We start from the raw sequence: 24,432 nt of genomic DNA on the forward strand, positions 1-24,432 counted from the left end.
GGAGTGGAAAATGGTGTCTGACTATCTCGATACGCGGCAGCTCGAGGCTTTCGTAGCCGTGGTTTCGATCGGCAGCATTACGGGCGCGGCAAAGGCGCTGGGTAAGTCTCAACCCGTCGTCACGCGCCTCATTCAGGACCTCGAGGGCGAAATCGGTTTTGCGCTGCTGCATCGCAACGGCCCGCGCATCACCCCAACTGAAAAGGGTGTCGCCTTTTTTGCCCAGGCGGAACTGTTTCTCAGCGGGCTCAGAACGATCAGTGAAAGCGCAAGGCGCATTCATGGCGCGCGCCGCACGGCCATCGAGGTGGCGTCGATTCCGGCGATTGCAGCCAGTCTTCTGCCGAGGGCGCTTGCCGCCCTTCCAGCCGACAGGTTTCCCGATCATGTGCATCTGCAGAGCATTTCCTCGGAAAATGTCGTGCAGGCGGTGATGGCCGGCACGGCGGATCTGGGCGCCGTCAGTCTTCCGCTCGACAATCCCGGCATCGACATCCACTGGCTGGGGGAGGTGCCATGCGTGGCCGTGGTTGCGGAGGATCATCCCTTGGCGCAAAAGGCGGTAATCTCTGCGCAAGACCTCGCCGGACACCGGCTTATCGCCTCTGCAAACCCCTTTCGCCTTCGCATGCGGATCAACGACGTGCTCTCCAATCTCGGTGTTGATCTTTCTTCCGTGATCGACAGCAACGCGACCTATGTTTCCCTTTCGCTGGCGCGCATGGGGCTCGGCATCGCCATCGTCGAATCGATCACCCTCTGGGGCTTGCCGGTAGAGGGCGTCCGCATTCTGCCCCTCTCATTCCACATCCCATTCCAGTGGGGTCTCGTGACGGCGGCCGGGCGGCCGGTCATCTACGAGGTGGAGCAACTAGTGGCCACCGCGAGGCGAATGGTGGCGGATATTCCGCAAGCCATTGTTTACGATAAGATATCGCAAATCCCGTCGTTTGATTGAATTTTCTTAGGGGTGGCCGTTTCGACTGCACATACGCAACGATTGCGCATGTGCAGTCGGTTCCATCGATAAAACCGGCTAGCTCGACGTTGAGGTCGCGATCACTTGCCTTTCCTGGGTTTTGACGGAAGAAGACCTTCTCGCTGCATTTGCTTGCGGACCAGCTTTCGCTGGCGACCGATAGCTTCAGCTTTCTCTCGCGCTTTTCGGATGGATGGTTTCTCAAAAGCTTCGCGCAGGCGCATTTCGCGGAAAACGCCCTCCCGCTGGAGCTTCTTTTTGAGAATGCGTAGCGCCTGATCAACATTGTTGTCGCGAACTAAAACCTGCATTTTTCCCTCTTGAGGTCTGCCAACGTGGCACGGCACCATATCCATTCTGTTCATGTCATTTCAAGAGCCCAATATTTTCAACCACCGCGGATGGCGCCTTAGCAGGGGCGGCGCGAGACGGCCTGGGCGACAGGTCGTTTCAGACCGCGGCACTCTTCGGTATCGTGCCGGCCGCTTCCGCTTCTTCCCGCTTGACCGCTTCAATGTCGCGATAGCGGTTGGCCGGATGGTTGGCCGCCAGATAGTCGCCATCGCCGAACAGCTTTTCACGGAGTGTGCCCGGCTTGTACGCCTTGGGATAAACGCCGCGTTTCTGAAGTTCGGGTACGATATAAGCCACCACGTCCTCGAAACTGTCGGGTGTCACCGCATAGGCGAGGTTGAAGCCGTCGACATCAGTATCATCTACCCATTCCTGCAGGATATCGGCAATGCGGGAAGGGGAGCCGACGAAGACGGGCCCGAGGCCGCCGATGCCGCCGAATTTCGCCAGTTCGTCGATCGTCCAGGATTTGTCGCCACCTGCAATGTGCTCGACGAAGGAGTGGATCGCATTCGTTTCGACCTTCTTGACCTGGTCCGTTGGCGCATATTGGCCGAAATCGATACCGCTCCAGCCGGACATGAAGACCAGCGCGCCGTCATAGGAGACATAATCCCGGTATTCCTCGAACTTCTTCTGTGCCTTTTCGTCCGTCTCGTCGGTGATGATGGTGACCAGCGTGTAGATGTAGACCTTTTTGGGGTCACGTCCGGCTTCGGCCACGCGGCGGCGGGTTTCCGCGACGTGTTGCTTGAGAACGGATTTGGTCGGGGCGGCAACGAAGATGCATTCGGCATGTTCGGCGGCAAAGGCCTTACCCGGGCCTGAAGCTCCGGCCTGATAAAGAACCGGGGTGCGTTGCGGGGAGGGCTCGCTCAGGTGGTAGCCCGGCACCTCGAAATATTTGCCCTTGTGCCCGATCTCGTGAACCTTGGCGGGATCGGTGAAGATGCGCCGGTCACGGTCACGCAGCACCGCACCTTCTTCCCAGCTTCCTTCGAAAAGCTTGTAGAGCACTTCGATATATTCGGCGGCCACTTCATAGCGGTTGTCATGGCGGCGCAGGCCACCCTCTCCGATATTCTTTGCGCCGCTTTCCAGATAGGAGGTCACGATGTTCCAGCCGATCCGGCCTTTGCTGTGGTGGTCGGCGGTCGAAAGCCGGCGCGCGAATGTGTAGGGATGTTCGAACGAGGTGGAGGCTGTGATGCCTATGCCCAGATGTTCCGTCGCTAGTGCAATCGGGGCGGCAAGCTGTAGCGGATCGTTCACCGGTATCTGCGCGGCCTGATGAATCGCGTGATAGTTCGAACCCTTATAGACGTCGTAGTAGCCGATGACATCGGCAATGAAGATGCCATCGAACACGCCGCGCTCCAGCGTGCGGGCCAGATCCTGCCAATAATCGAGATCCTTGTATTTCCAGGATTTATCGCGCGGATGCGCCCATAGGCCCGGCGATTGATGGCCAACGCAATTCATGTCGAAGGCGTTGAAGCGAATGGTCTTGCTCATGCTGAACTCCCGGATGTGTCGCAGCCGAGAATAATGGGGACATGAGACGCGTTACAGTTTCCTGATATTTTTTATAGACTAATGAGGAGAATAAAATTGCGCATTGTCTGGCGCTGGCAGGAGCCCTATCCCCGCGTTTCGGAAGAATAAGAAATGCAGCCGAATAAAACTGCCGCAGCGCGATGGGTGTCGCGGATGAATTTTTCGTCACGCCTGTCAAAATTGGAAGTTCGTAAGGTCCCTAAATCGATAAATGTTGTAGATTTCGTGCAGGTCGCAAGCCGACGGGATCACATGAGTTGAGATGTCAGTAAACCGGAAGAATACCATTGTCGCCATCATTGGCGGTGGATTTAGCGGAGCGGCGCTTGCCGTTCATCTCCATCGGGCCGTTGGTGGGCTTGGAGGGGTAGGGATCGTCGTATTCGAGCCAAGGGAGAGGCTCGGCGCGGGACTAGCCTATTCCACGCCGGAGCCCGCCAACCGGATCAACGTGCCGGCCGGGCGCATGACGCTTTACCCTGACGATCCCGATAGTTTCGTCCGTTATCTCGACAGCACGAACGCCCTGACCGAGGATGCGGCGGCGGTGTTGGCGGATGGGCAGGCCTATCCGCAGCGCAAGGTATTTGGCGCCTATGTTGCCGCCGAAATTGCTCCTTTGCTGGATGCGGGCACCCTTCAGCACAAGCGCAGCAAGGTCGTGCATGTGGCCCGTCACGGCGACGGCTGGGAACTGCATACCGCAGATGGCGACAGTCACTTCGCGGATATCGTGGTGGTGGCGACAAGCCATCCCCCGCCGGCCCTTCCGCGGGCACTGGTCCCGCTTGCCAACCATCCGAAGCTGGTGGCTGATGTAAATGCCGATGCCGCGCTTGATGACATCGCCGCGGGTGATCGCATTCTGATCGTCGGCAATGGTCTGACGGCGGCCGATGCATTTGCCGCGCTGAAGCGGCGCGGCCATCACGGGTCGGTCGTTTCACTATCGCGCAGGGGTCTGCGGTCGCGCGGCCATCCGGCCGTGCCGCAGGAGCCCTATGGGGATTTTGCCGATCCGCCGTTGAGAAGCGCGTCGGAATTGCTGCGGCGGGTTCGCGAAGCTTTGCGCGCGGCGCAAGCAAGCGGCGTGACGTGGCATGGCGTTCTGGATGCCGTTCGACTTCAGGGGCGGGACATATGGCGGAATCTCCCCTTGAATGAACGACGCAGGGTCGTGCGCTGGCTGCGGCCTTTCTGGGACGCGCATCGTTTCAGGATCGCGCCGCAGGTGGAGACGCTTCTGGACGAAGCCATCGTCTCCGGTCAGTTGCGGATCGTCGCCGGTTCGCTCGTGTCTGCGCAAGCTGACGAGGAGGGTTCGTTGCATGTCGATCTCAGGCTTCGTGGCCAGAAGAACATCACGCAAATCGATTTGGATGCGATCATCGTCACCACCGGTCCCGCCCATGGCGGAATTTTGAAATCTCAGGCCTTTCTGTCCGGTCTGGAGGATGCCGGCCTTTTGACACTCTGCCCGACAGGTCTCGGTATCCGTTGCGACGAACGATCGCGCGCCATCGACAGTCTGGGCAAGAGTGTCGAAACACTGTTGATCGGCGGTCCGCTGGCGCGCGGAACCTTCGGAGAGTTGATGGGCTTGCCACAGGTGACGGAACACGCGGTCTACGTGGCCGGCGAGATTGCGCACAGCCTTGCATCGGCAGCGGCGGAACGCCACGGGTCACTGGAGCCGCTCGAATCGACGTCTGATCGCTGAACCGGCAAAACGAAAGGGAAGAAGCCTCTTGCGCCAGACGCGAGCCTCAAGACGTCACGCTGCCACCCCCTCTGACCGTTGAGGCGCTCTTTCATTTTTCTCGTTATTTAGAGAAAAACCTTCTCTCTTTTAGAGCATAAAAAACATAGAATTACTGTTCAGTGCCGCGCCTTGTGCGATGCTCACGCCATCATTCACCGTGTTTGCGAGGCGTCCCATGGGCACGATTTCCGAGACCAAGATCGATTATAGTGTTCATCCACGCGTCAATTCCGCGGACCCGATTTCGCCGCGTCCGCGCCCATCCACACCGGCGCATATCGTTTCATCAGACGCGGAAGCCATAGAAATTGCGCAGCGGCTGGCGGAAAAATTCAAGGTCGGGGCGGCGCTGCGGGATCGCGAAGGCCTTTTGCCGATCGACGAGCTGGACGAATATTCCCAGAGCGGTCTCTGGAGTATCCTTGTTCCCAAGGCCTATGGCGGGCCCGAAGTATCCTATGCCACGCTTGCCAAAGTCATTGCGACGATTGCGGCAGCCGATCCCGCCATCGCTCAGATCACCCAGAACCATCTGGCAATCGTCGCCACCGTCGAACTTGATGGCACGGAAGACCAGAAAAAGCTGTTTTTCGGCTTGGCGCTTGAGGGCATTCGTTACGGCAACGCGTTTTCCGAACTGAAAAGCAAGACCGTCGCCGATTTCGAGACGAAAGTGGTCCATGACGGCGACAATGTCATCGTCAATGGCGAGAAATTTTATACGACCGGCGCACTTCTCGCGCATATCGTGCCGATTGTCGCCGTCGATGAGTCGGGGCAGGGATATCTCGTTTTCGCCGACCGCGACGCTACGGGCCTGACGGTGACCAACAACTGGTCGAGCTTCGGCCAGCGCACCACGGCGTCGGGATCGGTGAAAATCGAAAATGTCCGTGTTCCCAGGGAGAGGGCGGTGAAGGTCACCTCCTTCGATCATCCCACCATTGGCGGCCCGGTTTCGCAGATCATCCAGTCGGCAATCGACGTGGGCATCGCGCGGGGAACGATCGATGACACCATCGCCTTCATCAGCAAACACAGCCGGCCATGGCTCGACAGCGGCAAGCAGACGGCCGGCGAAGACCTCTTTACCATCGCCGCCATCGGCGATCTGAAAATCCGCCTGCATGCAGCCGAGGCGCTTCTCGAAATTGCTGGTTATAGCATCGACGCCGCAAAGCGGAACACGACGCTGGAAACCGTTTCGGAAGCGACGATCAAGACCGGGGAATCGAAGGTTTTGACCACCGAAATCGCTATTCTGGCAACCAACAAACTGTTCGAACTTGCCGGCACCCGTTCGACACTTGCCGAGCACGGGCTTGACCGGCACTGGCGAAACGCCCGCGTCCACACGTTGCACGATCCAGTGCGATGGAAATATTTCCATGTCGGAAATTATTATCTGAACGGCGCGCACCCCCCGCGCCATGCCTGGAATTGAGGCGGCTTCAATGACAACGACTGACCGGAAGCTGCATCGCGAGGCCGCGTTGACCTCGGGAAAGCCTGCGCCGCATATTCCGCCGCGCCGGACGAAAGCGCACATCATAAAGGACGATGCCGAGGCCATTGCCGTTGCGCACGAACTGGCGCGCGTCTTTGCCGCCGGGGCCGCCGAGCGTGACCGCGAGCGGCGGCTGCCGCTCGCCGAAATCGAGCGCTTCTCGCAAAGCGGCCTGTGGGCCATTACCGTGCCGAAAGAATTCGGCGGTGCCGGTGTTTCAGCGGTCACGCTTGCGGAAGTGACGGCGATCATCTCCGCCGCCGATGGCAGCATCGGGCAAATTCCGCAAAACCATTTCTATATGGTCGAGGCCTTGCGGCTTGCGGGCAGCGAAGAACAGAAGCGGCATTACTTTGAGCGCGTTCTCGACGGAGACCGGCTGGGCAATGCCTTTACCGAAATCGGCACGAAAACCCCTGTTGATTACAAGACGCACTTCGCCGAGCGGGACGGCAAGCTGCTGCTAAACGGACAGAAGTTCTATTCCACCGGTTCTCTGTTTGCCCACATTATCGTTGTGGTCGCCAAGGGGCCGGACGGGCGGGTGAATATCGTCTTTATCGATCGTGCAACGGCCGGCCTTTCCCTCATCGATGACTGGACGTCCTTCGGCCAGCGCACGACCGGCAGCGGCACTGTGACGTTCGATGATATCGAAATCACACCGTTTCAGGTCGTGGATCACGATGTCGTTTTCGAGCGGCCGACGGCCATGGGACCTTTTGCGCAGATCATTCATGCGGCGGTTCAGGTGGGTATTGCGCGCGGCGCGCTGGCGGAGACGATTTCCTATGTTCGCGCCCATGCCCGCCCGTTTTTCGAGTTGAGCATCGAGCACGGTTACGAAGACCCGCATACCATCCATGCCGTTGGCGACGTTTCCATTCGCGTGCATGCGGCCGATGCGCTTCTTGCAAGAGCCGGTCGTATTCTCGACGCGGCAATTGCGGCACCGGACGAAAAAACGGTGGCAGCGGCCTCCATCGCGGTGGCGGAGGTCAAGTCACTGGGCACGGAAGTTGCGCAGCTTGCGTCTACCAAGCTCATCGAACTCGGCGGCGCGCGCTCCACGCTGGAAAGCTACGGGCTCGATCGTTACTGGCGCAACGCCCGAACACATTCGCTGCATGATCCCGTCCGCTGGAAATATCACCATATCGGCAATTTTTATCTGAACGGCGCGCTGCCGCCGCGACACGGGGCCATCTAGCTTCCGGTTTCAAGATCAAATCTCCCACCCGAACCGGCGATCACCAATCGCCGGACGGCTATTCAACGCCACCAGGAAACACAGACCATGACATATCATCCAGATCCCAACCGCTATGAAGACGCCACCTTCCGCCGTGTGGGGCGTAGCGGCCTGAAACTGCCGGCGATTTCCTTTGGTCTCTGGCACAATTTCGGCGATACGACGCCGCTCGAAACGCAACGTTCCATTCTTTTCAAGGCCTTCGATCTCGGCATCACCCATTTCGATCTCGCCAATAATTACGGCCCGCCCGCCGGCAGCGCCGAAGTGAATTTCGGCCATATATTGAAACAGGATTTCGCCAATTACCGCGACGAGCTGATCATCTCCACCAAGGCCGGATGGGACATGTGGCCCGGTCCCTATGGACGTGGCGGCGGCTCCAAAAAGGCGCTGCTTTCCAGCCTCGATCAAAGCCTGACACGGCTTGGGCTGGACTATGTCGATATTTTTTACTCGCATCGTTTCGATGCGGAAACGCCGCTCGAGGAAACCGCAGATGCACTGGCGCAGGCCGTTCGCCAGGGCAAGGCGCTCTATGTCGGCGTGTCGTCCTATTCCGGTGCGAAGACGCGTGAAATTGCCGCTCTGCTGAAAGAGCGCGGTGTGCCGCTTCTCATCAACCAGCCTGCCTATAATCTCTTCAATCGCTGGGCTGAAAAGGACCTGCTTGACGCGACCGACGAGGTGGGCGCGGGGGTGATCGCCTTCACGCCGCTGGCGCAGGGACTGCTGACCAACAAATATCTTGATGGTGTGCCGCAGGATGCGCGCGTCAACCGTCCCGGCGGGGATTTCCTGCGGCCGGAGCATCTGAAGCAGGAAAATATCGAACGGGCTCGTGCGCTGAATGAAATTGCCAGAAATCGTGGCCAGTCGCTGGCGCAGCTCGCCATCGCCTGGGTGTTGCGCGATCAGCGCGTTACCTCGGCACTGATCGGTGCAAGCTCTGCCAGGCAGGTGGAGGAAAATGTCGCCGCACTCAACAACCCGTATTTCACGACGGACGAGCTGGCGGAAATCGATCGTTATGCCGTCGAAGGCGGCATCAATCTGTGGGAAAAACCGTCCCACGACGAAGTGGTCTGATGCACCCTGTTCTACCAACAATCGCCCGGATTTCCCCGGGCGATTTTCTTTAAGAATTCGCTTCAACCGCCATATTCGATGATTTCCAGCCCGGCATTATAGTCGGTCGCGTATATCAGCCCATTGGCATCAACAAAGACATCGGCCGACTGGATGACCTTTGGGCGGCCCGGTCGCCGGTCCGTCATCGTTGTCGGCCCCGCCGGAACGAGGGCGCCGGTTTCAACGGGATGATAGGGGTCAGAAATATCGAAGGCCCGGATGCCGGCATTCTGCCAGGTGGCGAAGATCAGCGTTTCCGACACGAAGGAACCCGGCCGGTTTTCGTGCAGATTGTGCGGGCCGAAATGGCCGCCCTTCTTCGCGTAATCGATCTCGTTCGGGATGGGGAATGTCGAGATACTGACCGGATTTTCCGGAACGCGGATGTCAAAAATCCAGGTATGTTTGCGCCCATCCTCCTCATTATCAAGCACGGCTTCATCGGCAACGACCAGCAGGTCGCGGCCCGGCAAGGGCAGGGGAGAATGGGTACCGCCGCCATAGGGCGGTGACCAGTTGCGGTGGGCGATGAGTTTGGGGGTCGAATGATCGCTTACGTCGAGCAAAGTTAGGCCGCCATCGCGCCAGCAGGCATAGGCGGTATCACCATGCACCAGCGCGTGATGCAGGGCATACCGTTTTCCCTTGCCCCAAGCCGGTTTTTCACCCTCGGCCGTGTTCATGCCGGGCAACCACCAGCGGCCCAGCAATTGCGGTTTCGTTGGATCGGCAAGATCGATCGTGACGAAGATGTAATCGGAAAAGCCGTCCAGCAGCGCCGAAGCGTAGGCATAACGGCCGCCCACATACCACAGGCGATGGAAACCGATGCCTTCGACATCCAGCTGTCCGATTTTCTTAGGGCTATCGGGTGTCGAGATGTCGAAAACCGTCATGCCGGCAGTCCAGACCCGCTCCCGTTTCTCCGCAGCGACCGTCTCGCCGACCGATTTGGTGTAATAGGCCTTTTCGTCGGTGAACGACTGGACGTCAGCGAAAAGATCGAGCGCGTTGATGACCAGCAGCAGGTCGTCATGCGTCTGCAGGTGAATGTTCCAGGTATTGGCCGGAGCCTGTACGTAGTTGACGGTGACAGGGTTTTTCGCGTCGCGCACGTCGATGATCGAAAAACCCTGCGACCATGGATGCGCCACATAGGCGTAACCCCGGTGGACCATCAGTTGCAGGCCATCGCCACGGCCGCCGATATCGCTATGGCCGATGAGTTTCATGTTACGGGCAAAATCGGGTGTCGGAAGGTCTGTGGCGGCCATGGTCTGCTCTTGCGTTGCGACGGGAAAAGCGCCGTCCGTGAGCGGCGGCGCATCTTGGCGAAAGGGGTCAGTGCTTGACGGCGGGAATCCAGGTGGCGGTTGCGGCGTCGCTTTTCAGAAATGCCGGGAATTTCTTCTGGAGATCCTCGATGGTGCCGATGTCGTTTTTCACCAGATCGTCACGGGTGATGAGGGTCGGCTGCAACAGGACCGACCGGCCGGGGAACTGGCCGGCGATGGAAAGTGCGGCGGCGCGCACCGACACTTCGCCGACGACGGCAGCGTTGGTCGCGGCGGTGGCGACCCATGCGCTGTCCGGCTCGGTGATGAGCTGGATGTCCGCCGTCGAAATATCGACGCCGTAAATCTTCACCTGCTGCGACAGGCCGAGTTCGTCGATGGCGAGTTTAGTGCCCTTGGCGAACTCATCCCAAGGGGTGAAGATGACCGAAATATCCGGATTGGCGCGCAGGATGGCCTTTGTCTGATCGGCGACGGAGGCCGGCACCGTATCGTTGACGACGCCCCAGACGGCTTTTTCCTTCAGATTGTGTTTGGCGATGAAGTCTTTCCACACCGCGTAACGCCGGTCGAGAGGCGCAAAGCCGGCCACGTAGACCGCCCCACCAACGAAGCCGTCACCCTTGTCCTTCACGGCCTGATCGAGCACAAGCTTCGCCATGTCCTTGTCGCTCTGTTCGATCTGCGGGATTTGCGGGTTCTCGAGGTCCACGTCATAGGCGACGACCTTGATGCCCTTGTCGAGCGCCTTCTGCGCCACGTCCTTCAGCACTTCGGGGCGGCCGTTGTTGATGATGATGCCGTCAACGCCGAGATTGATCGCCTGCTCGACGAGGTTTCTCTGCGTGTCGTTGTCATTGCGGGCCTGGGAGACAGTGAGCTTGACGCCGAGCGTATCGGCCTGGCGCTTCACGCCCGCCTCAAAGGCCTGCAACCAGTCGCCGCTGCCGAGGAAGCTGACGACGGCGATGTTGACGGTCTTCTTGTCGAAGGGTGCCGGGGCACCTTCGATGCCGGCGGAAAAGGCGCTGGTGGAGATGAGGGTAAGCGAAATGACGGCCGCGGCCAGTTTCTTGACGGTCTTGAACATGGTTTCCACTTCTCTGGACGGATATTGAAAGGTCAGTTTTTTGTGCGGGCAACGCCGTAGGTCAGCGCCAGCGCGCCAACGAGAACGGCGCCCTTGATGAAGTCCTGCGTGTAATAAGGTGCGTTCAGCATGGTGAGGCCATTGAGCAGCACGCCGACGAAAACGGCACCCACCAGCGTGCCGAGAACGTTCGGGCGGCGCAGCGCCAGAACCGCAAAGCCGATCAGCGCGGCCGCGACCGAATCCATCAGCAGCGAAGCGCCGGAGGAAACGTCACCCCGGCCGACACGGGCGGCAACGATGATGCCGCCAAGGGCTGCGAGCGTGCCCGAAAGCACATAGGCGAAGGTCTTGATCCTGTCGACATTGGCCCCGGCAAGCCGCGCGGCTGTTTCATTGCCGCCGGTGGCGTAGATCAGGCGGCCGAGCCGCGTCTTTTCGGTCAGAATGAATAGAACGATGGCGACGATGGCCATCAGCACCACGGGCAGAGGAATGAGGCCGAACAGGCTCGAGCGTCCGATGGTGAGAAAGGCGGGATCGTATTTGCCGCTGGCCGTCGAACCGTCGGGCAGGATGAGACCGACGGAGATGGAACGGCCGGCCGTCGGGATGAGCTGGAGGCCGGTCAGCAGGAACATGGTGGCGAGCGTGGCCAGCAGGTCGGGCACTTTGAGCTTGACGATCAGGAAAGCATTGGCAAGGCCGACAAGCGCGCCGAAGGCCAGCACCAGCGGCACCGTCTGCCAGACGTTCAGCCCCAGCACGATCATTGCATAACTTGCGGCCATGACGCTGGATGCCGCCACCGCCCCGACCGAGAGGTCGAAGCCATTGATGGCAAGCGTGACGCTAACCCCCGCACCGATGATGGCGACGACCGAGACCGCCTGCAGGATGCTCATGAGATTATTGATGTTAATGAAGGCGGGCTGCGCCAGCGAAAAGCCGACCACCATTGCCGCGAGCAACAGGAAAACCGCACCGCGTCTTATCGCGTTTCGCAGGTTTTCCAGCGTCGCTGTTTGTTTGGCTTGTTCCGAAATCTCTCGGGTGCCGTCGACCATCAGGCAAGTTCCTTGTGAAGATGCGGCGTTCCGGCATCGTTGGTTTGTTCAAAAAGGGTGTGCCCATCCATCACGAGAACCCGGTCAGCCACTTCGTAAGCCTCCTCCGGGTCGGACGTGGCGATGAGCGTCGCGCGCTCGGAATGATGGCGGATGGCGGCGATGATATCCTGCCGGGCGCCGACATCGACGCCCTGAAATGGCTCATCCAGCAGGAGCAGGCGGCTGGGCTCGGCTTCCCAGCGGCCGATGACGACCTTCTGCTGGTTGCCGCCCGAAAGCGACCAGACGGAAGCGTCGGCCGATTGCGCCTTGATTGACAGGCGCTGGATCGCTTTGCGGCCTTCTTCTTTTTCCCGGTTGGATAACAGGAAGCCCGATGGATACCATTGGTTGAGATGCGGCAGGCTGATGGTTGCGGCAATGCTTTCGCCCGGCCAGTCGGCATGGATGAAGGACGATTTATGCCGATCTTCGGCGGCCATCACCACACCGGCGGCGATTGCTCCGGCGGGACTGCCCGGCGCATAGGCCTTGCCATCCAGAAACGCCTGTCCGCCCGAAAACGCGCCAAGGCCGAACAGCGTGGACAGAAGACGACTTTTGCCGGCGCCGAGAACGCCGGTGATGGCGACCACCTCTCCCTCCCGAACGGAGAGGGAAAACGGCGCGCTTTCCGGCAGAAGATGCGTGTTTTCCAGCCGCAGAACCGTCTTTTCGAAATCGCGCCGCCGGTCCGGGCGCGCCGCATTCAGTGAGCGGCCGATCATGGTTTCAATGGCTGCATTGAAATCGACCGGCCGCACAAAGGAGCCGACATTACGCCCACCCCGGAGGATTTCGACCCGGTCCGCGAGCGCTTCTAGATCGGCGGTTCGATGCGAGATGTAGAGCACACCGATCCCACGCGCCTTCAGGGAGCGCACGAGATCGTAGAGACGAGCGGATTCCCGGGAGGAAAGACTGGCCGTCGGTTCGTCCAGAATGATCAACCGTGCTTTGTTCGCTAACGCGCGGGCAATGGCAACCTGCTGCCGGTCGGCGGCGCTCAGTGTTTCGAAATCCCGGTCGAACGGCAGATCGAAACCCGTTTCTGAGAGAATGGCCGCAGCCTGCCGGCGGACCGATTTTTTCGACAGGAAGAAGGGATGACGGCCATCAACGAAATGGTTGAGAAGCAGCGCGTCCGCGACCGTCAGACCGGGAATGCCAACGACATCCGTTGATTGATGAACCGTCACGATGCCCTGCGATGCCGCATCTGCCGGGCTTTGCGGCGAAAACGGTTTGCCTTGCCATGTCATCGTTCCGGCATCCGGCCGATAAAGCCCGGAAAGGATTTTGACGAGCGTGGATTTTCCAGCGCCGTTTGCGCCCATCAGTGCGACGACTTCACCCGCCTCGATCGTGAGATGCGCATCGGTGAGAGCCTTGGTGGAGCCGAAGGCATGGGAAATGTTCTGGACGTCGAGAAGGGGCATGTGCGGAAATCCATCCTGTAACAATCCAGTTTGGTAATACTTTTGCAGCGACAGACAAGAATGGCCCTTCTATTGTGTCGACAAAGCATGGAATAAATTTCCCCGCGTCCCGGCATCCGTTCCAAGGTTTTGAAATTCATCAATTTCATGCCGCATGGGACCCGACATTAGTTGTCGTTACAAACGACTTGGCGCGCGCTCGTCTTTCCGCCATGAGCAAAACCTCTCCCTGCATGCGTCTTGCGGACAAAAGAAAACTCGTTATCCCGAGCAAAATAGCAATTTTAAACCCATAAAACCGATAGATTATGTGCTCTTAATTCGAGGGTTCGTACAGCGGCCATCCAATTGGAGAAAAATCCCGATGTCTTTGAAACCCGGTTATCTCGCCCTTGCGCTTTTGCCTTCGCTTCTGGCCGCCGGGGCGGCAGGCGCGGAAGGATTGAAAGGCGCGCCCAACCCTTTCGACAAGGGCGGCGTCAAGATCGCCCTGATCAGTTATATTTCCGCCGGCGATTTCTTCCAGGCCTACCAGTCCGGCGCTGAAGCGCAGGCCAAGGCGCTGGGCGCCGACCTCAGGATATTTCCCGGCAGACAGGATGCGGCGCAGCAGCGTGAGCAAATCCTGCAGGCGATCAATCTGGGTGTTGAGGCCATCATCATCGATCACGGCCAGCCGGAATCGCTGACGGATGTCGTTCAGCAGGCGCTGGATAAGGGCATCAAGGTCGTGGCTTTCGACGTGAACCTCAACAATCCGAAAATCCCTCAGGTCGAACAGTCGGATCATCGTCTGGCCGAGCTGGCGCTCGATCAGGCCCTGAAGGATAACGGCACGAATTTCGAAGCCGGTTATGCCTATGTGGCGGGCTTCGCACCGCTCGACCGTCGCAACGAGGTGTGGGACAAGGTGAAGGCAGCCAATAAGGGCATTGTCGAGAAGGCCCGTTTCGGCACGGTCAGTGATACGACCGCTGCGGCCACGGCGGATCAGGCAAAAGCCGTTTTGCGCGCCAACCCGAAAATTTCCGTGATTTTTGCGCCCTATGACGAATTTGCCCGCGGCGTGAAGCTGGCCGCGGCGGATATTGGCATCAGCGATAAAATCAGGATTTATTCCGCCGATATCTCCACGGCCGATATTCAGGAAATCGTCGAGCCGGGCAGCCCCTGGGTTGCAACCGCGGCGACCAATCCGGCTGTCGTCGGTGCTGTGTCGGTGCGCGCTGCCGCACTGGAGATCGCCGGCGAAACCGTGCCGAGAAACATCGTCGTCGATCCGGTACTGGTGACGCAGGAGCAACTGCGGACCGCGGATGTGAAAACCATCGAAGAGCTTGCAAAGAAAATCCCCGCTTTCTCGACCAGCACAGCCGCTACGGCGAGCTGGATACCGGCCGCAGCCTTCTGAGCTGCCTGGAAAACGGATATGGGAAGCGCCTCGGCACGCCGTGCCGGGGCGCTTTCATGTCCGGGTCTGCTTAACACGCACTTGTGGCGCCAGAACAGCCGGTTATTGGGGAAGGCGGAAGTGATCGTCGATGTGGCGGCGTTGACGTGTGTCCTTGTGCCAGCCGATGGCCTTTCTGTAGCTGCCGAAGAGGTTACTCTGCCGCACACTATCCAGTGTCAGGCCATGCACGGCCTCGGCATCCGGATCGACATAGAGAGCATCCACCGGGCAATAGGCCTCGCACATGAAACATGTCTGGCACGAATCCTGTCGCAGGATGACGGGTGGGCCTTCCGGCATCGCCTCGAAGACATTGGTCGGGCACACCTGAACGCAGAGATTGCAGTCCGTGCAGACATCGTTATCCAGAACCTCGATCATTATTCTGCCGCCTCCGTGTAAATGCCGGGATCAACGCTTTCCCGCCGGATGGAGATGGCATCGAGGCCGCTGAGAATGAGCCGGTGATGCTGGGCGGGATCCTGCTTTGGAAAATCGTCGCGCCGATGCATGCCGCGCGTTTCGGTGCGCGCCAGGGCAGCGCGATACATGAAGCGCGCAGTGGCGACCATTGCTTGCGCCTGGCGCAACGCCAATATCTGACTGTCATCGGCGGCCGCTGCCGTGGCAACCCTTGCCCACAGGGAATCAAGCCGCGCCAGTGCTGCCGAAAGGCCTGAGTGGGTGCGGAAATAGTTGATGTCGAGGGGAAAGACCTCATCCTGTACCGCCTTGATGATGGCCGCAGGGTCGGTGGACTCAGTAGGCGAAGCGGTTTGCGTTGTGGGCTGCGGAAGGTCGCGTTCCGGCAGTTGTGCCGCCTCGCGGGCAAAGGCCGCCGCCGCGGCGCCGGCGAACGCGCCCGTGGAAATCGCCCAGGCTGCATTGTGGCTGCCACCGCCGGTGAAACCACCGCAGATCGGCTCGCGCGTGGCATTGTCACCGGCGGCATAAAGGCCAGCGACCGTCGTTGCGCAGTCGAGCCCGGTCAGCCGCAATCCACCGGTGCCGCGCACCGTGCCTTCCAGTCGGAGCTTCACTTCGAAGAATTCGGTGAAAGGATCAATGCCGCGGCGATCGAAGGGCACGAAGAAATTCGGCTGGGCGCGCCGCAGGATCGCTTTCACCTCGTCAGTTCCGGCAAGGTCGAGCCGGGCATAAACGGGTTGCGAAAGCAGGGTGCGGGCGATGATCGAGCGACCCCTTGCGGAGCCCGCGCCTTCAATCAGGCTATGGTCCTTGTGATAGAACTGCGCGAAACGGTAGAGCGCCGTCTTGGTAATTGACGCGAAGGCCGGCGAAATCGCATAAGCCGACGAGAATTCCATGCCGGAGAGTTCCGCGCCCGCCTCGGCGCCCATCAAATAGCCATCTCCGGTCAAAACATCACAGCCGAGCGCCTTGCTCATGAAGGCGCAGCCGCCCGTTGCCAGCACCACCGCACCGGCGGCGATGCGCCACTGTCCGCCCTGTTGCCGCCGCACGCCGGTTGCGCCAACGACGCGTGCTCTCTCCGTCAGCAGCCCGGTTGCCGGATGATGATCCAGAATGGTGACGCCTGCGTTTTTCACCCGACGACGCAAAAGCCGCATATATTCCGGTCCCTGAACGGAGATGCGCTGTTGTTCGCCGCTGTCGTCGCGGGGGAAGGGATATCCCCAGTCTGCCAGCCGGTTGACGCTTTCGAAAGTCTTGTCGAGGACTGGCGCCATCCATGACCGTTCGGAAAGATAACCGCCCATTGCCTCGCGGCTTGCCATGGCCGCCTCCCGCGCGGCTTCATCCGGCGGTACATACCAGATCTGGGTGCCCGCCGAGGCTGTCGCGCCGGAGCTGCCGCAATAGCCCTTGTCGATCAGAACGACGGTTGCTCCCGCGCTGGTCGCCTCCAATGCCGCCCAGCAGCCGGCAGGCCCTCCGCCGATGACGAGTACGTCGCAGGTGATGTTGGTGGCGGGAGGCGAAGAGCGGGTGTCTTGCAAGGGCAGGCTCACGGCAGGCTTCCTTTCGAAGAAATCGCATTGCGCTTTAAATCTATGTATTGCATAGGTTTTTAAGTTGTTTTCCGGAGTTCCGCCATGTCGCTCGCCAGCCTTGCCATGTATGCCAGCCCTCCGCCGGTGAAAGAGGCGACGGCGCTGTTCTGGGCGGCGCTGGGCAAGCGCCTTCGTGCCGGCGGCGTCGATGCGCCGCAGACGCTGGATGAGAAAATCCGCTACGACGAAGCCTGGCTGCGGCCTGATCTGCTGTTCGGCCAGACCTGCGGATATCCCTATGTGCGCCACCTGCGCGGCAAGGTGCAACTGGTGGCCACCCCCGTCTATAACCTGCCCGGCTGCGACGGCCCGCTCAAATGCAGCTTCATCATCGTCAATGCGTCGTCGCCGGTGCAGTCGATCGAGGAACTGCGGGGTGCACGGGCCGCCATCAACGAGCCGGGCAGCAATTCCGGCTACAACCTCTTCCGCGCTTTTGTGGCGCCATATGCCAAGGGCGGCCGGTTCTTTTCTTCGGTGGAGGAAACAGGCGGTCATCTGGCGAGCATCGATGTGGTTTCGAGGGGTGAGGCAGATATCGCCTCCATAGACTGTGTCACTTTCGGCAACACCCTGCGTTTCGATCCTCAACGGGTCGCGGGCGTCCGCATCCTTGCCGAAACGGTAAAGGGGCCGGGTCTGCCCTTCATCACCGCTTCTGCGACACCGGCAATGGAACTGGTGATGCTGCGACGCGCGCTGGCGGAGACTATTGCCGACCCTGAGCTTGCCCACATCTGCGATACACTTTCGCTGCGCGGCATAAGCCTGCTTGGCGACGCCGACTATGAGGTGCTGGCCGAGTTTGATCGGGATGCCGCGCGTCATGGTTACCCCGTTATCGCCTGAGCCAGAACTTCCGCTTCCGCTGTGAGCGGGAAGTGGCAGGCGACGTTGCGGCCCGATGAGCCGGTGGAAAGAAGCGCTGGAACTTCAGTTGTGCAGCGTGGGCGCGCCAGCGGACAGCGTTTGTGGAAACGACAGCCGGAGGGCGGGTTGCCCGGGCTTGGCAATTCTCCGGAAAGAACGATGCGCTCCCGCCGGCGGCTGGGATCAAGCGTGAGATTGGCGGAGAGCAGCGCCTGCGTATAGGGGTGCGCGGGGTTGCGAAAAAGATCGGATGTCGGCCCGCTCTCGACGATCTGTCCAAGATACATCACGGCGACACGATCGGTAACGCGGCCAACGACGTTGAGATTGTGGGAGATGAGCAGATAGCTGAGCTTCAGACGATCGCGAAGCACGCGCAGGAGATTGAGCAATTCGCCCTGAATGGAGATATCGAGGCCAGCCGTCGGTTCATCGGCAACGATGATCGAGGGTTCGGCCGCAAGCGCACGCACAAGCGCCACACGTCGCGCCTGCCCGCCGCTCAACTGATGCGGATAGCGTGAAAGAAGCTGCTCGCCGAGACCGATGCTTTCTGCAAGCGCTGATATCCGTGCCCAGCTTTCGGCCGAATGCACTTTGCGGATTTTAAGCGGTTCGGCCAAAAGCGCGCGCACCTTCATGCGCGGTGAAAGCGAGGCGGCGGGGTCCTGAAACAATAGCTGGATGCGGCGCTGCAGATCGTTGCGTCGGGTCGCCGTCACATTGGCGAGCGTCTCTCCCTCAACCGAAAGCGTACCGGCGGCAAGCGGCTGAAGCCCGACGATGGCGCGGGCGAGGGACGATTTTCCGCACCCGCTTTCTCCGACAAGTCCGAGGGTTTCACCGGAGAACAGATCGAGCGACACGCCATCGACGGCAACCAGCCGGTCATAACGGATCACCGCGTTCTTCAGGGAAAGGGCAGGGGTATTCATCATGCCGCCTCCAGCCAGCAGAAGAGGCTCTGTCCGGTCTTCGCCTGCCGACGCGGCGGCTTTTCCGTACAACGGTCGTGGCGGGAGGGACATCGCTCCGCAAAGATGCAGCCTTGTGGCCGATCGGCTGGATCGGGAACCGTACCGGGGATGGTGGCAAGATTCTGCCGACGATCGAACGAGGCGTAAGGGTCTATCTCGCAGTTAAGCAAGGCCCGGGTATAGGGATGGTGCGGGTGATGCAGGACGTCCGCTACTTTGCCGCTTTCCACCACCGTTCCCGCATACATCACGATGACGCTGTCACAGAGTTCGGCAATCAGCCCCATGCTGTGACTGACGACCAGCATGGAAGCGACAGTCCGCTGCCGCAGCCGATGCAGCATCTCCACCACCTGCGCTTCGACAGTGGCATCGAGCGCGGTCGTCGGTTCGTCGGCAATCAACAGTTTCGGTTCAACCAGAAGCGCCATGGCGATCACGACACGTTGCCGCATACCGCCTGAAAATTCGTGCGGATAGCGATGCATGCGCTGCGCCGCATCCTGCAAGCCCACATCGGAAAGCACCGCTTCGGCCCGTGCCCAGAGCGTTCGCCGGCTTTCCTTTGGAAATCGCCGGCGCTGGATATCGACGAGCTGCGTGCCGATCGTGAACATCGGGTTCAACGCGGTCATGGGGTCCTGAAAGACCATTGCTATATCGGTGCCGCGCAGCCTTGCTGTTTCCCCTGATGTCAGGCCTGTCTCGCGTCCGTCGAAGGCCGCACGGTTTGCGGAGATTTCCGCATTATCGGCAAGCAGGCCGAGCAAGGTGAATGCGACTGTTGACTTGCCGCTGCCGCTTTCCCCGACGAGGCCGACGGACTGGCCGCGGCCAATGGTGATATCGATGCCGTCGATAATATGCGCGCTGTGCCCGGCACCCCTGTAGGATACGTTGAGGTTTTCGATGTGGAGGAGGACGTCTGTCACAGGCTTTTCCTCAGCTTCGGATCGAGCGTGTCGCGCAGGGCTTCACCGAGAAGTGCAAAGCCGAGTGTCGCCAGGATCAGCGACAGACCGGAAAAGGTGGCGAGCCATACCGATTGGTCGAGATAGGTGTAGCCGTCATTGAGCAGGTTGCCCCAGCTTGCGAGCGGCGGGCGCACGCCGAGACCGAGAAAGCTCAACCCCGCCTCGATGGTGATGACGACGGGGATATCCATGCAGGCCAGCACGAAAATCGGGCCGATGATGTTGGGGGTGACGTGATGCAGGACGACCCGCCACGTTTCCGCACCAAGGACCCTTTCTGCCTCGATAAAGGGGCTGTTGCGGATCGCGATCGTCTGGGCGCGGGCGACCCGGCCGAAATGCGGGATAAAGACGATGCTGACAAGCAGGACGACGTTGCCGAGACCCGGGCCGAAGACGGCGACGAGCGCCAGAGCGAGGATGATGCTTGGAAACGACGTCACGACATCGAAGATACCGACGATGAAGAGATCAACGACGCGCGAGGAGAGGGCGGCGGCCACGCCGAGTGCGACACCCGCTGTCAGCGAAATGGCGATGACGGAAAGAGAAATGCCGAGTGCGACCCGCGCGCCGTAGATAAGACGGCTTAATATGTCGCGCCCGAGATGATCGGTCCCCAGAAGATGTTGCAGCGACGGGTCCATGAACCGGCTGGCCGGTGCGATCGCGTTCGGACCATAGGGCGCGATCAGCGGAGCAGCGATTGCCATCAGACAGAGCAGCGTGACCGCAAAGAGCGCAAAGGTGCCGCCGGGCCGGCGGGAAAGGTCGTGGAGGACATTCATTGCTGTTGCCTCCCGGACAAGAGCCGGCCGCGCTCGCGCGGATCGAGCAGGCTCTGGGAAAGGTCCGCAATGAGATTGGTGAGGACGTAAAGCAGCACGATGACAAAGACGCCGCCCTGAACCACCGGGTAGTTGCGGGTGCGGATGGCATCATAGATCAATGAGCCAAGACCGGGACGGTTGAAAATGACTTCGGCAAAGACCGCCCCGCCGAGAAGTTCTCCAAAACCCATGCCAAGCACTGCGACGGTGGGCAATATCGCCGGTTTCAGGGCATATTTCACCAGGATTTTCGTCTCGCTGACACCATAGGCCCGCAATGTGCGGATTTGGTTTTCACCGAGCACTTCCAGCAGGGAGGCGCGCAGCAGACGGGCGATATAACCGATCCAGCCGGCGGCCAGCGCCGCCGTCGGCAGGGCGAGATGCCAGAGCTGGTCGCCGATATCGCCACTGTTGCCGGCGCCCAGCACCGGAAACCACCGCAGCTTCACCGAAAACATCATCAGAAGGAACACCGAGACGACGAAGCTGGGCGTTGAGATGAAGCCGACACTCAGGAAGGCGACAAGCCGGTCTGTACTGCCGCCGGGCCAGCGGGCGGAGATGAGTGCAAGCGGTACGCCGAGCGCGATGGCGCAGAGCATGGCGGAAACGGCCAGCGCCACCGTATTTGGTAGTGCTGCCGCGACAAGGCTGATGACCGGCCGGCCGTTAAAGACGTCTTCGCCGAGATCGCCGGAAACAAGCTGGCCGAAAAACCTGAACACCTGCTCGATCAGTGGCTTGTCGAGACCGATGCGGGCGTTGAGTGCCGCCACGGCCTCGGGTGTTGCCCGTGAACCGAGGATTACCGTTGCGGGATCGCCAGGGATCAGCCGCGTGAGCGCCATCAATAAAACAACGGAGCCGGCCACGGCGAGAAGCGCCGTAACCAGCTTGAAGGCGAGATGAATGTGCAGGGATGCGCTCCTCATTGCAGCACGTCCCTGTCAGTCATGGAGAAAACACGCACCGGATCAGGCCGTCGCTTCCGTAAAGGCCGTATAAAGCCAGTTGTTGCCATTCGGAAGAACACCGGGCTTCAGCCATTTGCGTGAGGCAAAAGCATTCAGATTGTGCGTGATCCAGATGAAGGCTGCGGATTCGTCGAGCAGTTTCTGGGCTTCGATATAGATCTTTTCACGCTCGGCGGGATCGACCGTGACGCCGCCCTTTTCGTGCAGCGCATCGTAATCGGCGTTCTTCCAACGCTGCCAGTTCCATTGGCCGACCTGCGCTGAGGTGAACCACTGTGTCTGGAAGCCGGGGTCAAACTTTCCGTTGAATTTGACGAGTGAGAGTTCGAGATCCTTGCTGGCGTCGTTTTTGCCAAGCGCCCAGTAGGCAGCGGATTCCAGCGCCTCGATCTCCACCTCGATGCCGACTTCGGAGAGATTGGCCTGAATGATCTGCGCAATCGCCTCATATCGTGCCGTTGCTTCGATGGTAAGCTTTGTCTTGAAGCCGTTCGGGTGCCCGGCTTCGGCAAGCAATGCCTGCGCCTTTTCGATATCTCGCGCATAGACCGGCGCTTCTTTCCAGTAACCGAGCAGGCTTGGCGCCAGCAGCGAATTGGCGCGCGGATAGATGCCGGAATAGGCGCCCTGCAGGATCGCGTCGATGTCGACCGCGTAGCGGATAGCCTGACGGACGCGGATGTCGTTGAACGGTGCCTTCTCGATATTCGGGCCAAACCAGACATAATCGATGGCCGGAATTTCCGTCACGCTTGCATCCGGCAGGTTCGCCAGCGCGTTGCCGCTTTCGGGATCGATCGCAGTGAAGTCGATCTCGCCGGACTGGAAGGCGATCTCCGATGTCTTTTGCTCTCCGATCGGTTTGCCGACGATCTGTTGGAAGTGCGGCTTGATCGGTCCCTTGTAGTTGGGATTGATTTCCAGAGTGAAATGCTCGCGCGGAACCCATTCCTTGAGCACATAGGGGCCGCTTCCGATCAATTTTGTGGCGATATCCTTGCCCAGCGCTTCGAACGCCTTTCTGGAAATGATCCGGCCTGACCCATCGGCGAGCGCGATCGTATAGAGCGCCGGTGCCGGCTGCTTCAGGATGATGCGGCCTTCGAGGGGGCTGGTGATTTCGACGCGATCAAGGGCCGACCAGTCCTTGGCATAGGTAACGGGCTTGCCTTCGGCATCGGGCTTGAGGAAACGCTCGAAGGAGAATTTCACGTCTTCGGCGGTCAGTGCGCCATAACCGTCGGTAAAGGTGAGGCCGCTTCGCAGTTTGAAACGGATTTCGGTGTCGCTTACCTGTTCCAGTTCTTCGGCGGCATCGAGTTCCCAGTCCGTCGAGCCCGGCTTGAAGGAAATCAGGCCCTGCTGCACCGACCAGAGAACGTTGAGATCGATCGGGCCTGAGCGGTTGGCCGGATCGAGATTTGAAAGGTCTTTCTCGACGCGGACGACGATCCTGGAGCGGTCGGTGTTGGCGAAAGCGGGATGAATGCCGCCAAGAGCAGCAAGACCCACAATGGACGCGCCGCCGACGAGCACCTGCCGGCGTGTGGTGTTGAATGTCAAGAAATGTCCCTCCGGTATGGAGCGCCTGCCAACGGTTGGGCGGCTCTCACCAATTCGATGGAGGGATTAAAGCCAATAACCTACAAATTTTATAGAATAAATATTTTCCGTAGGGCCCTTGTTCAAAACCATTTTTCCCTTTTTGTCGTCTCCGCTGCAAAGCCGTGCGGCGCGGCCGCCAGCGCCCGGCCTTATAGTGGTGCGCGAAACCCGTCTCAGCCGGAACCTGCTTCATGTCCCGTCTTCCATCTCCTGATATCTTCTCCTCGTCCACCAACTCTCCAGCCATTGCCCGCATCGAATGGCAGACGGTGGCTCTGGCGGTCGTCATCTATGGCGGCTTTCTGGCAGTGACGTGGTTCTGGCAAGCTTTGCCGGTTCTCGTCGTGATTGCCCTTGGCGGATGGCTGGTCGCCTGGCATGGATCGCTCCAGCACGAGGTCATTCATGGGCATCCAACCCGTTATCGCACTATCAACGATGCGATCGGCTGGCCGCCTTTATCCCTTTGGTTGCCCTATGCCATTTACCGGGAAGGGCACCTGACCCACCACCGCGACGAACATCTGACCGATCCGATCGAAGATCCGGAATCCTCCTATTTCACGCAGGCGGCCTGGGAAAAAATGGGGGTGATCGGCCGATATCTGGCGCTTTGGAACACCACCTTGCTCGGACGACTGGCGCTTGGCCCGCTGGTCATGATCGTTAATTTCCTGGCGCAGGAGGCATCTCTGGTCTTCAGGGGCGACAGGGCACGGACGGTACTTTGGGCCCGGCATGCGGTTGGCGTTGCGGGTATTCTGATCTGGGTGGTGGGGATATGCGGAATGCCGTTCTGGCTCTATTTTTTCGGTTTTGTTTATGTGGGTGCGGCGCTGAGCAGGCTGCGGTCCTATGCGGAACACCGTTATGCCGATCATCAGGATGAGCGCACCGCGATCGTCGAGAACAGCCCGCTGTTCGGGCTGCTGTTTCTCTACAACAATCTGCATGTGCTGCATCACAAATTGCCTGCCGTTCCCTGGTACAGCATTCCGGTTCTCTACCGTCGTCATCGAAACACGCTTGTCACGATCAATGGCGGTCTGGTCTATGACGGCTATCTCGATGTTGCTCGCCGCTTCTTCCTGAAGCCCCATGACGATCCCCGTCATCCTCGCCATCTTGACGCATCGCCCGTCGGTGCTGCGACGAAGGATGTTTGAACCTATGGGGGGAAGCCTACCTCACCCCGATAGGCGGCATCGAAATCAATGCGCACCAGCAAGCCTATC

At 59.8% G+C, this 24,432-nt stretch carries 21 protein-coding genes; 8 read left to right on the forward strand and 13 right to left on the reverse strand.

Annotated features, from left to right (window positions below):
• Positions 1-10 precede the first annotated feature (10 nt).
• A complete protein-coding gene (locus tag CFBP5499_RS22850) occupies positions 11-958 on the forward strand; it encodes a LysR family transcriptional regulator (RefSeq protein ID WP_080828006.1) in 948 nt (315 codons plus the stop codon).
• 101 nt (positions 959-1,059) lie between these two features.
• On the opposite strand, the gene rpsU is transcribed toward CFBP5499_RS22850, so the two are convergent.
• A complete protein-coding gene (rpsU, locus tag CFBP5499_RS22855; RefSeq protein WP_080830120.1) occupies positions 1,060-1,290 on the reverse strand; it encodes a 30S ribosomal protein S21 in 231 nt (76 codons plus the stop codon).
• 139 nt (positions 1,291-1,429) lie between these two features.
• Positions 1,430-2,848: an LLM class flavin-dependent oxidoreductase gene (locus CFBP5499_RS22860; protein ID WP_080828003.1), complete on the reverse strand. Its 1,419-nt coding sequence runs from the start codon at positions 2,846-2,848 to the stop codon at positions 1,430-1,432.
• Positions 2,849-3,152: 304 nt separating this feature from the next.
• On the opposite strand from CFBP5499_RS22860, the gene CFBP5499_RS22865 reads away from it, so the two are divergent.
• The 4 genes from CFBP5499_RS22865 to mgrA all read left to right on the forward strand — a co-directional run bounded on the left by CFBP5499_RS22865 (position 3,153) and on the right by mgrA (position 8,500).
• Complete coding sequence (locus tag CFBP5499_RS22865; RefSeq protein ID WP_080828001.1) at positions 3,153-4,610, forward strand: FAD/NAD(P)-binding protein; 1,458 nt, start codon at positions 3,153-3,155, stop codon at positions 4,608-4,610.
• A gap of 217 nt (positions 4,611-4,827) precedes the next feature.
• Positions 4,828-6,096 (forward strand): SfnB family sulfur acquisition oxidoreductase, encoded by a 1,269-nt coding sequence (locus CFBP5499_RS22870; RefSeq protein WP_080827999.1) that lies wholly within the window; start codon positions 4,828-4,830, stop codon positions 6,094-6,096.
• Positions 6,097-6,106: 10 nt separating this feature from the next.
• On the forward strand, positions 6,107-7,369 hold the full coding sequence (locus CFBP5499_RS22875; protein ID WP_080827997.1) for an SfnB family sulfur acquisition oxidoreductase: 1,263 nt from the start codon (positions 6,107-6,109) through the stop codon (positions 7,367-7,369).
• A gap of 87 nt (positions 7,370-7,456) precedes the next feature.
• The gene (gene mgrA / locus CFBP5499_RS22880; protein ID WP_080827996.1) at positions 7,457-8,500 is read left to right on the forward strand and encodes an L-glyceraldehyde 3-phosphate reductase; all 1,044 of its coding nucleotides are present in this window, start codon (positions 7,457-7,459) and stop codon (positions 8,498-8,500) included.
• 62 nt (positions 8,501-8,562) lie between these two features.
• Here mgrA and CFBP5499_RS22885 read toward each other — a convergent pair whose 3' ends face one another.
• From CFBP5499_RS22885 to CFBP5499_RS22900, 4 genes are all read right to left on the reverse strand, one after another.
• Entirely contained in the window at positions 8,563-9,816 is a 1,254-nt protein-coding gene (locus CFBP5499_RS22885) for an LVIVD repeat-containing protein (RefSeq protein ID WP_080827995.1), read from the reverse strand.
• Between the two features lie 67 nt (positions 9,817-9,883).
• The gene (locus tag CFBP5499_RS22890; protein WP_080827994.1) at positions 9,884-10,927 is read right to left on the reverse strand and encodes a substrate-binding domain-containing protein; all 1,044 of its coding nucleotides are present in this window, start codon (positions 10,925-10,927) and stop codon (positions 9,884-9,886) included.
• Between the two features lie 32 nt (positions 10,928-10,959).
• Complete coding sequence (locus CFBP5499_RS22895; protein WP_080827993.1) at positions 10,960-11,994, reverse strand: ABC transporter permease; 1,035 nt, start codon at positions 11,992-11,994, stop codon at positions 10,960-10,962.
• Positions 11,994-13,475: a sugar ABC transporter ATP-binding protein gene (locus tag CFBP5499_RS22900; RefSeq protein WP_080827992.1), complete on the reverse strand. Its 1,482-nt coding sequence runs from the start codon at positions 13,473-13,475 to the stop codon at positions 11,994-11,996. Before CFBP5499_RS22900 ends, CFBP5499_RS22895 begins: the two co-directional genes overlap by 1 nt.
• Before the next feature lie 364 nt (positions 13,476-13,839).
• On the opposite strand from CFBP5499_RS22900, the gene CFBP5499_RS22905 reads away from it, so the two are divergent.
• Positions 13,840-14,886: a substrate-binding domain-containing protein gene (locus tag CFBP5499_RS22905; RefSeq protein WP_080827991.1), complete on the forward strand. Its 1,047-nt coding sequence runs from the start codon at positions 13,840-13,842 to the stop codon at positions 14,884-14,886.
• Positions 14,887-14,988: 102 nt separating this feature from the next.
• On the opposite strand, the gene CFBP5499_RS22910 is transcribed toward CFBP5499_RS22905, so the two are convergent.
• On the reverse strand, positions 14,989-15,309 hold the full coding sequence (locus CFBP5499_RS22910; RefSeq protein WP_080827990.1) for a 4Fe-4S dicluster domain-containing protein: 321 nt from the start codon (positions 15,307-15,309) through the stop codon (positions 14,989-14,991).
• Positions 15,309-16,922: an FAD-dependent oxidoreductase gene (locus CFBP5499_RS22915; protein WP_080827989.1), complete on the reverse strand. Its 1,614-nt coding sequence runs from the start codon at positions 16,920-16,922 to the stop codon at positions 15,309-15,311. Before CFBP5499_RS22915 ends, CFBP5499_RS22910 begins: the two co-directional genes overlap by 1 nt.
• Positions 16,923-17,006: 84 nt before the next feature.
• Here CFBP5499_RS22915 and CFBP5499_RS22920 point away from each other — a divergent pair, with 84 nt between their 5' ends.
• Positions 17,007-17,813: a phosphate/phosphite/phosphonate ABC transporter substrate-binding protein gene (locus CFBP5499_RS22920; protein WP_080827988.1), complete on the forward strand. Its 807-nt coding sequence runs from the start codon at positions 17,007-17,009 to the stop codon at positions 17,811-17,813.
• Here the strand turns inward: CFBP5499_RS22920 and CFBP5499_RS22925 are convergent.
• The 5 genes from CFBP5499_RS22925 to CFBP5499_RS22945 are packed head-to-tail and all read right to left on the reverse strand — an operon-like array spanning position 17,795 to position 23,155.
• Positions 17,795-18,772: an oligopeptide/dipeptide ABC transporter ATP-binding protein gene (locus CFBP5499_RS22925; RefSeq protein ID WP_233284231.1), complete on the reverse strand. Its 978-nt coding sequence runs from the start codon at positions 18,770-18,772 to the stop codon at positions 17,795-17,797. The two genes, CFBP5499_RS22920 and CFBP5499_RS22925, sit on opposite strands and share 19 nt — an antisense overlap.
• Positions 18,769-19,743: an ABC transporter ATP-binding protein gene (locus CFBP5499_RS22930; RefSeq protein WP_080827986.1), complete on the reverse strand. Its 975-nt coding sequence runs from the start codon at positions 19,741-19,743 to the stop codon at positions 18,769-18,771. The genes CFBP5499_RS22925 and CFBP5499_RS22930 overlap by 4 nt, the downstream gene beginning before the upstream one ends.
• Positions 19,740-20,573, reverse strand: coding sequence for an ABC transporter permease (locus tag CFBP5499_RS22935; RefSeq protein ID WP_080827985.1), 834 nt, complete (start codon positions 20,571-20,573; stop codon positions 19,740-19,742). Before CFBP5499_RS22935 ends, CFBP5499_RS22930 begins: the two co-directional genes overlap by 4 nt.
• Positions 20,570-21,550: an ABC transporter permease gene (locus tag CFBP5499_RS22940; RefSeq protein ID WP_080827984.1), complete on the reverse strand. Its 981-nt coding sequence runs from the start codon at positions 21,548-21,550 to the stop codon at positions 20,570-20,572. The genes CFBP5499_RS22935 and CFBP5499_RS22940 overlap by 4 nt, the downstream gene beginning before the upstream one ends.
• A gap of 42 nt (positions 21,551-21,592) precedes the next feature.
• The gene (locus CFBP5499_RS22945; RefSeq protein ID WP_080827983.1) at positions 21,593-23,155 is read right to left on the reverse strand and encodes an ABC transporter substrate-binding protein; all 1,563 of its coding nucleotides are present in this window, start codon (positions 23,153-23,155) and stop codon (positions 21,593-21,595) included.
• Positions 23,156-23,388: 233 nt separating this feature from the next.
• Here CFBP5499_RS22945 and CFBP5499_RS22950 point away from each other — a divergent pair, with 233 nt between their 5' ends.
• Positions 23,389-24,363 carry a fatty acid desaturase gene (locus tag CFBP5499_RS22950; protein WP_080827982.1) on the forward strand — a complete coding sequence of 325 codons (975 nt, stop codon included), beginning with the start codon at positions 23,389-23,391 and terminating at the stop codon, positions 24,361-24,363.
• Positions 24,364-24,432: the final 69 nt, after the last annotated feature.

The organism is Agrobacterium tumefaciens, assembly GCF_005221325.1.
Taxonomy (GTDB): Bacteria; Pseudomonadota; Alphaproteobacteria; order Rhizobiales; family Rhizobiaceae; genus Agrobacterium.

What these genes read in the sequence shown, in the direction of transcription:
- CFBP5499_RS22850 (WP_080828006.1), top strand. Translation starts at nt 11, where the DNA reads ATGGTGTCTGACTATCTCGATACGCGGCAGCTCGAGGCTTTCGTAGCC.
- rpsU (WP_080830120.1), bottom strand. Translation starts at nt 1,290, where the DNA reads ATGCAGGTTTTAGTTCGCGACAACAATGTTGATCAGGCGCTACGCATT.
- CFBP5499_RS22860 (WP_080828003.1), bottom strand. Translation starts at nt 2,848, where the DNA reads ATGAGCAAGACCATTCGCTTCAACGCCTTCGACATGAATTGCGTTGGC.
- CFBP5499_RS22865 (WP_080828001.1), top strand. Translation starts at nt 3,153, where the DNA reads ATGTCAGTAAACCGGAAGAATACCATTGTCGCCATCATTGGCGGTGGA.
- CFBP5499_RS22870 (WP_080827999.1), top strand. Translation starts at nt 4,828, where the DNA reads ATGGGCACGATTTCCGAGACCAAGATCGATTATAGTGTTCATCCACGC.
- CFBP5499_RS22875 (WP_080827997.1), top strand. Translation starts at nt 6,107, where the DNA reads ATGACAACGACTGACCGGAAGCTGCATCGCGAGGCCGCGTTGACCTCG.
- mgrA (WP_080827996.1), top strand. Translation starts at nt 7,457, where the DNA reads ATGACATATCATCCAGATCCCAACCGCTATGAAGACGCCACCTTCCGC.
- CFBP5499_RS22885 (WP_080827995.1), bottom strand. Translation starts at nt 9,816, where the DNA reads ATGGCCGCCACAGACCTTCCGACACCCGATTTTGCCCGTAACATGAAA.
- CFBP5499_RS22890 (WP_080827994.1), bottom strand. Translation starts at nt 10,927, where the DNA reads ATGTTCAAGACCGTCAAGAAACTGGCCGCGGCCGTCATTTCGCTTACC.
- CFBP5499_RS22895 (WP_080827993.1), bottom strand. Translation starts at nt 11,994, where the DNA reads ATGGTCGACGGCACCCGAGAGATTTCGGAACAAGCCAAACAAACAGCG.
- CFBP5499_RS22900 (WP_080827992.1), bottom strand. Translation starts at nt 13,475, where the DNA reads ATGCCCCTTCTCGACGTCCAGAACATTTCCCATGCCTTCGGCTCCACC.
- CFBP5499_RS22905 (WP_080827991.1), top strand. Translation starts at nt 13,840, where the DNA reads ATGTCTTTGAAACCCGGTTATCTCGCCCTTGCGCTTTTGCCTTCGCTT.
- CFBP5499_RS22910 (WP_080827990.1), bottom strand. Translation starts at nt 15,309, where the DNA reads ATGATCGAGGTTCTGGATAACGATGTCTGCACGGACTGCAATCTCTGC.
- CFBP5499_RS22920 (WP_080827988.1), top strand. Translation starts at nt 17,007, where the DNA reads ATGTCGCTCGCCAGCCTTGCCATGTATGCCAGCCCTCCGCCGGTGAAA.
- CFBP5499_RS22925 (WP_233284231.1), bottom strand. Translation starts at nt 18,772, where the DNA reads ATGATGAATACCCCTGCCCTTTCCCTGAAGAACGCGGTGATCCGTTAT.
- CFBP5499_RS22935 (WP_080827985.1), bottom strand. Translation starts at nt 20,573, where the DNA reads ATGAATGTCCTCCACGACCTTTCCCGCCGGCCCGGCGGCACCTTTGCG.
- CFBP5499_RS22940 (WP_080827984.1), bottom strand. Translation starts at nt 21,550, where the DNA reads ATGAGGAGCGCATCCCTGCACATTCATCTCGCCTTCAAGCTGGTTACG.
- CFBP5499_RS22950 (WP_080827982.1), top strand. Translation starts at nt 23,389, where the DNA reads ATGTCCCGTCTTCCATCTCCTGATATCTTCTCCTCGTCCACCAACTCT.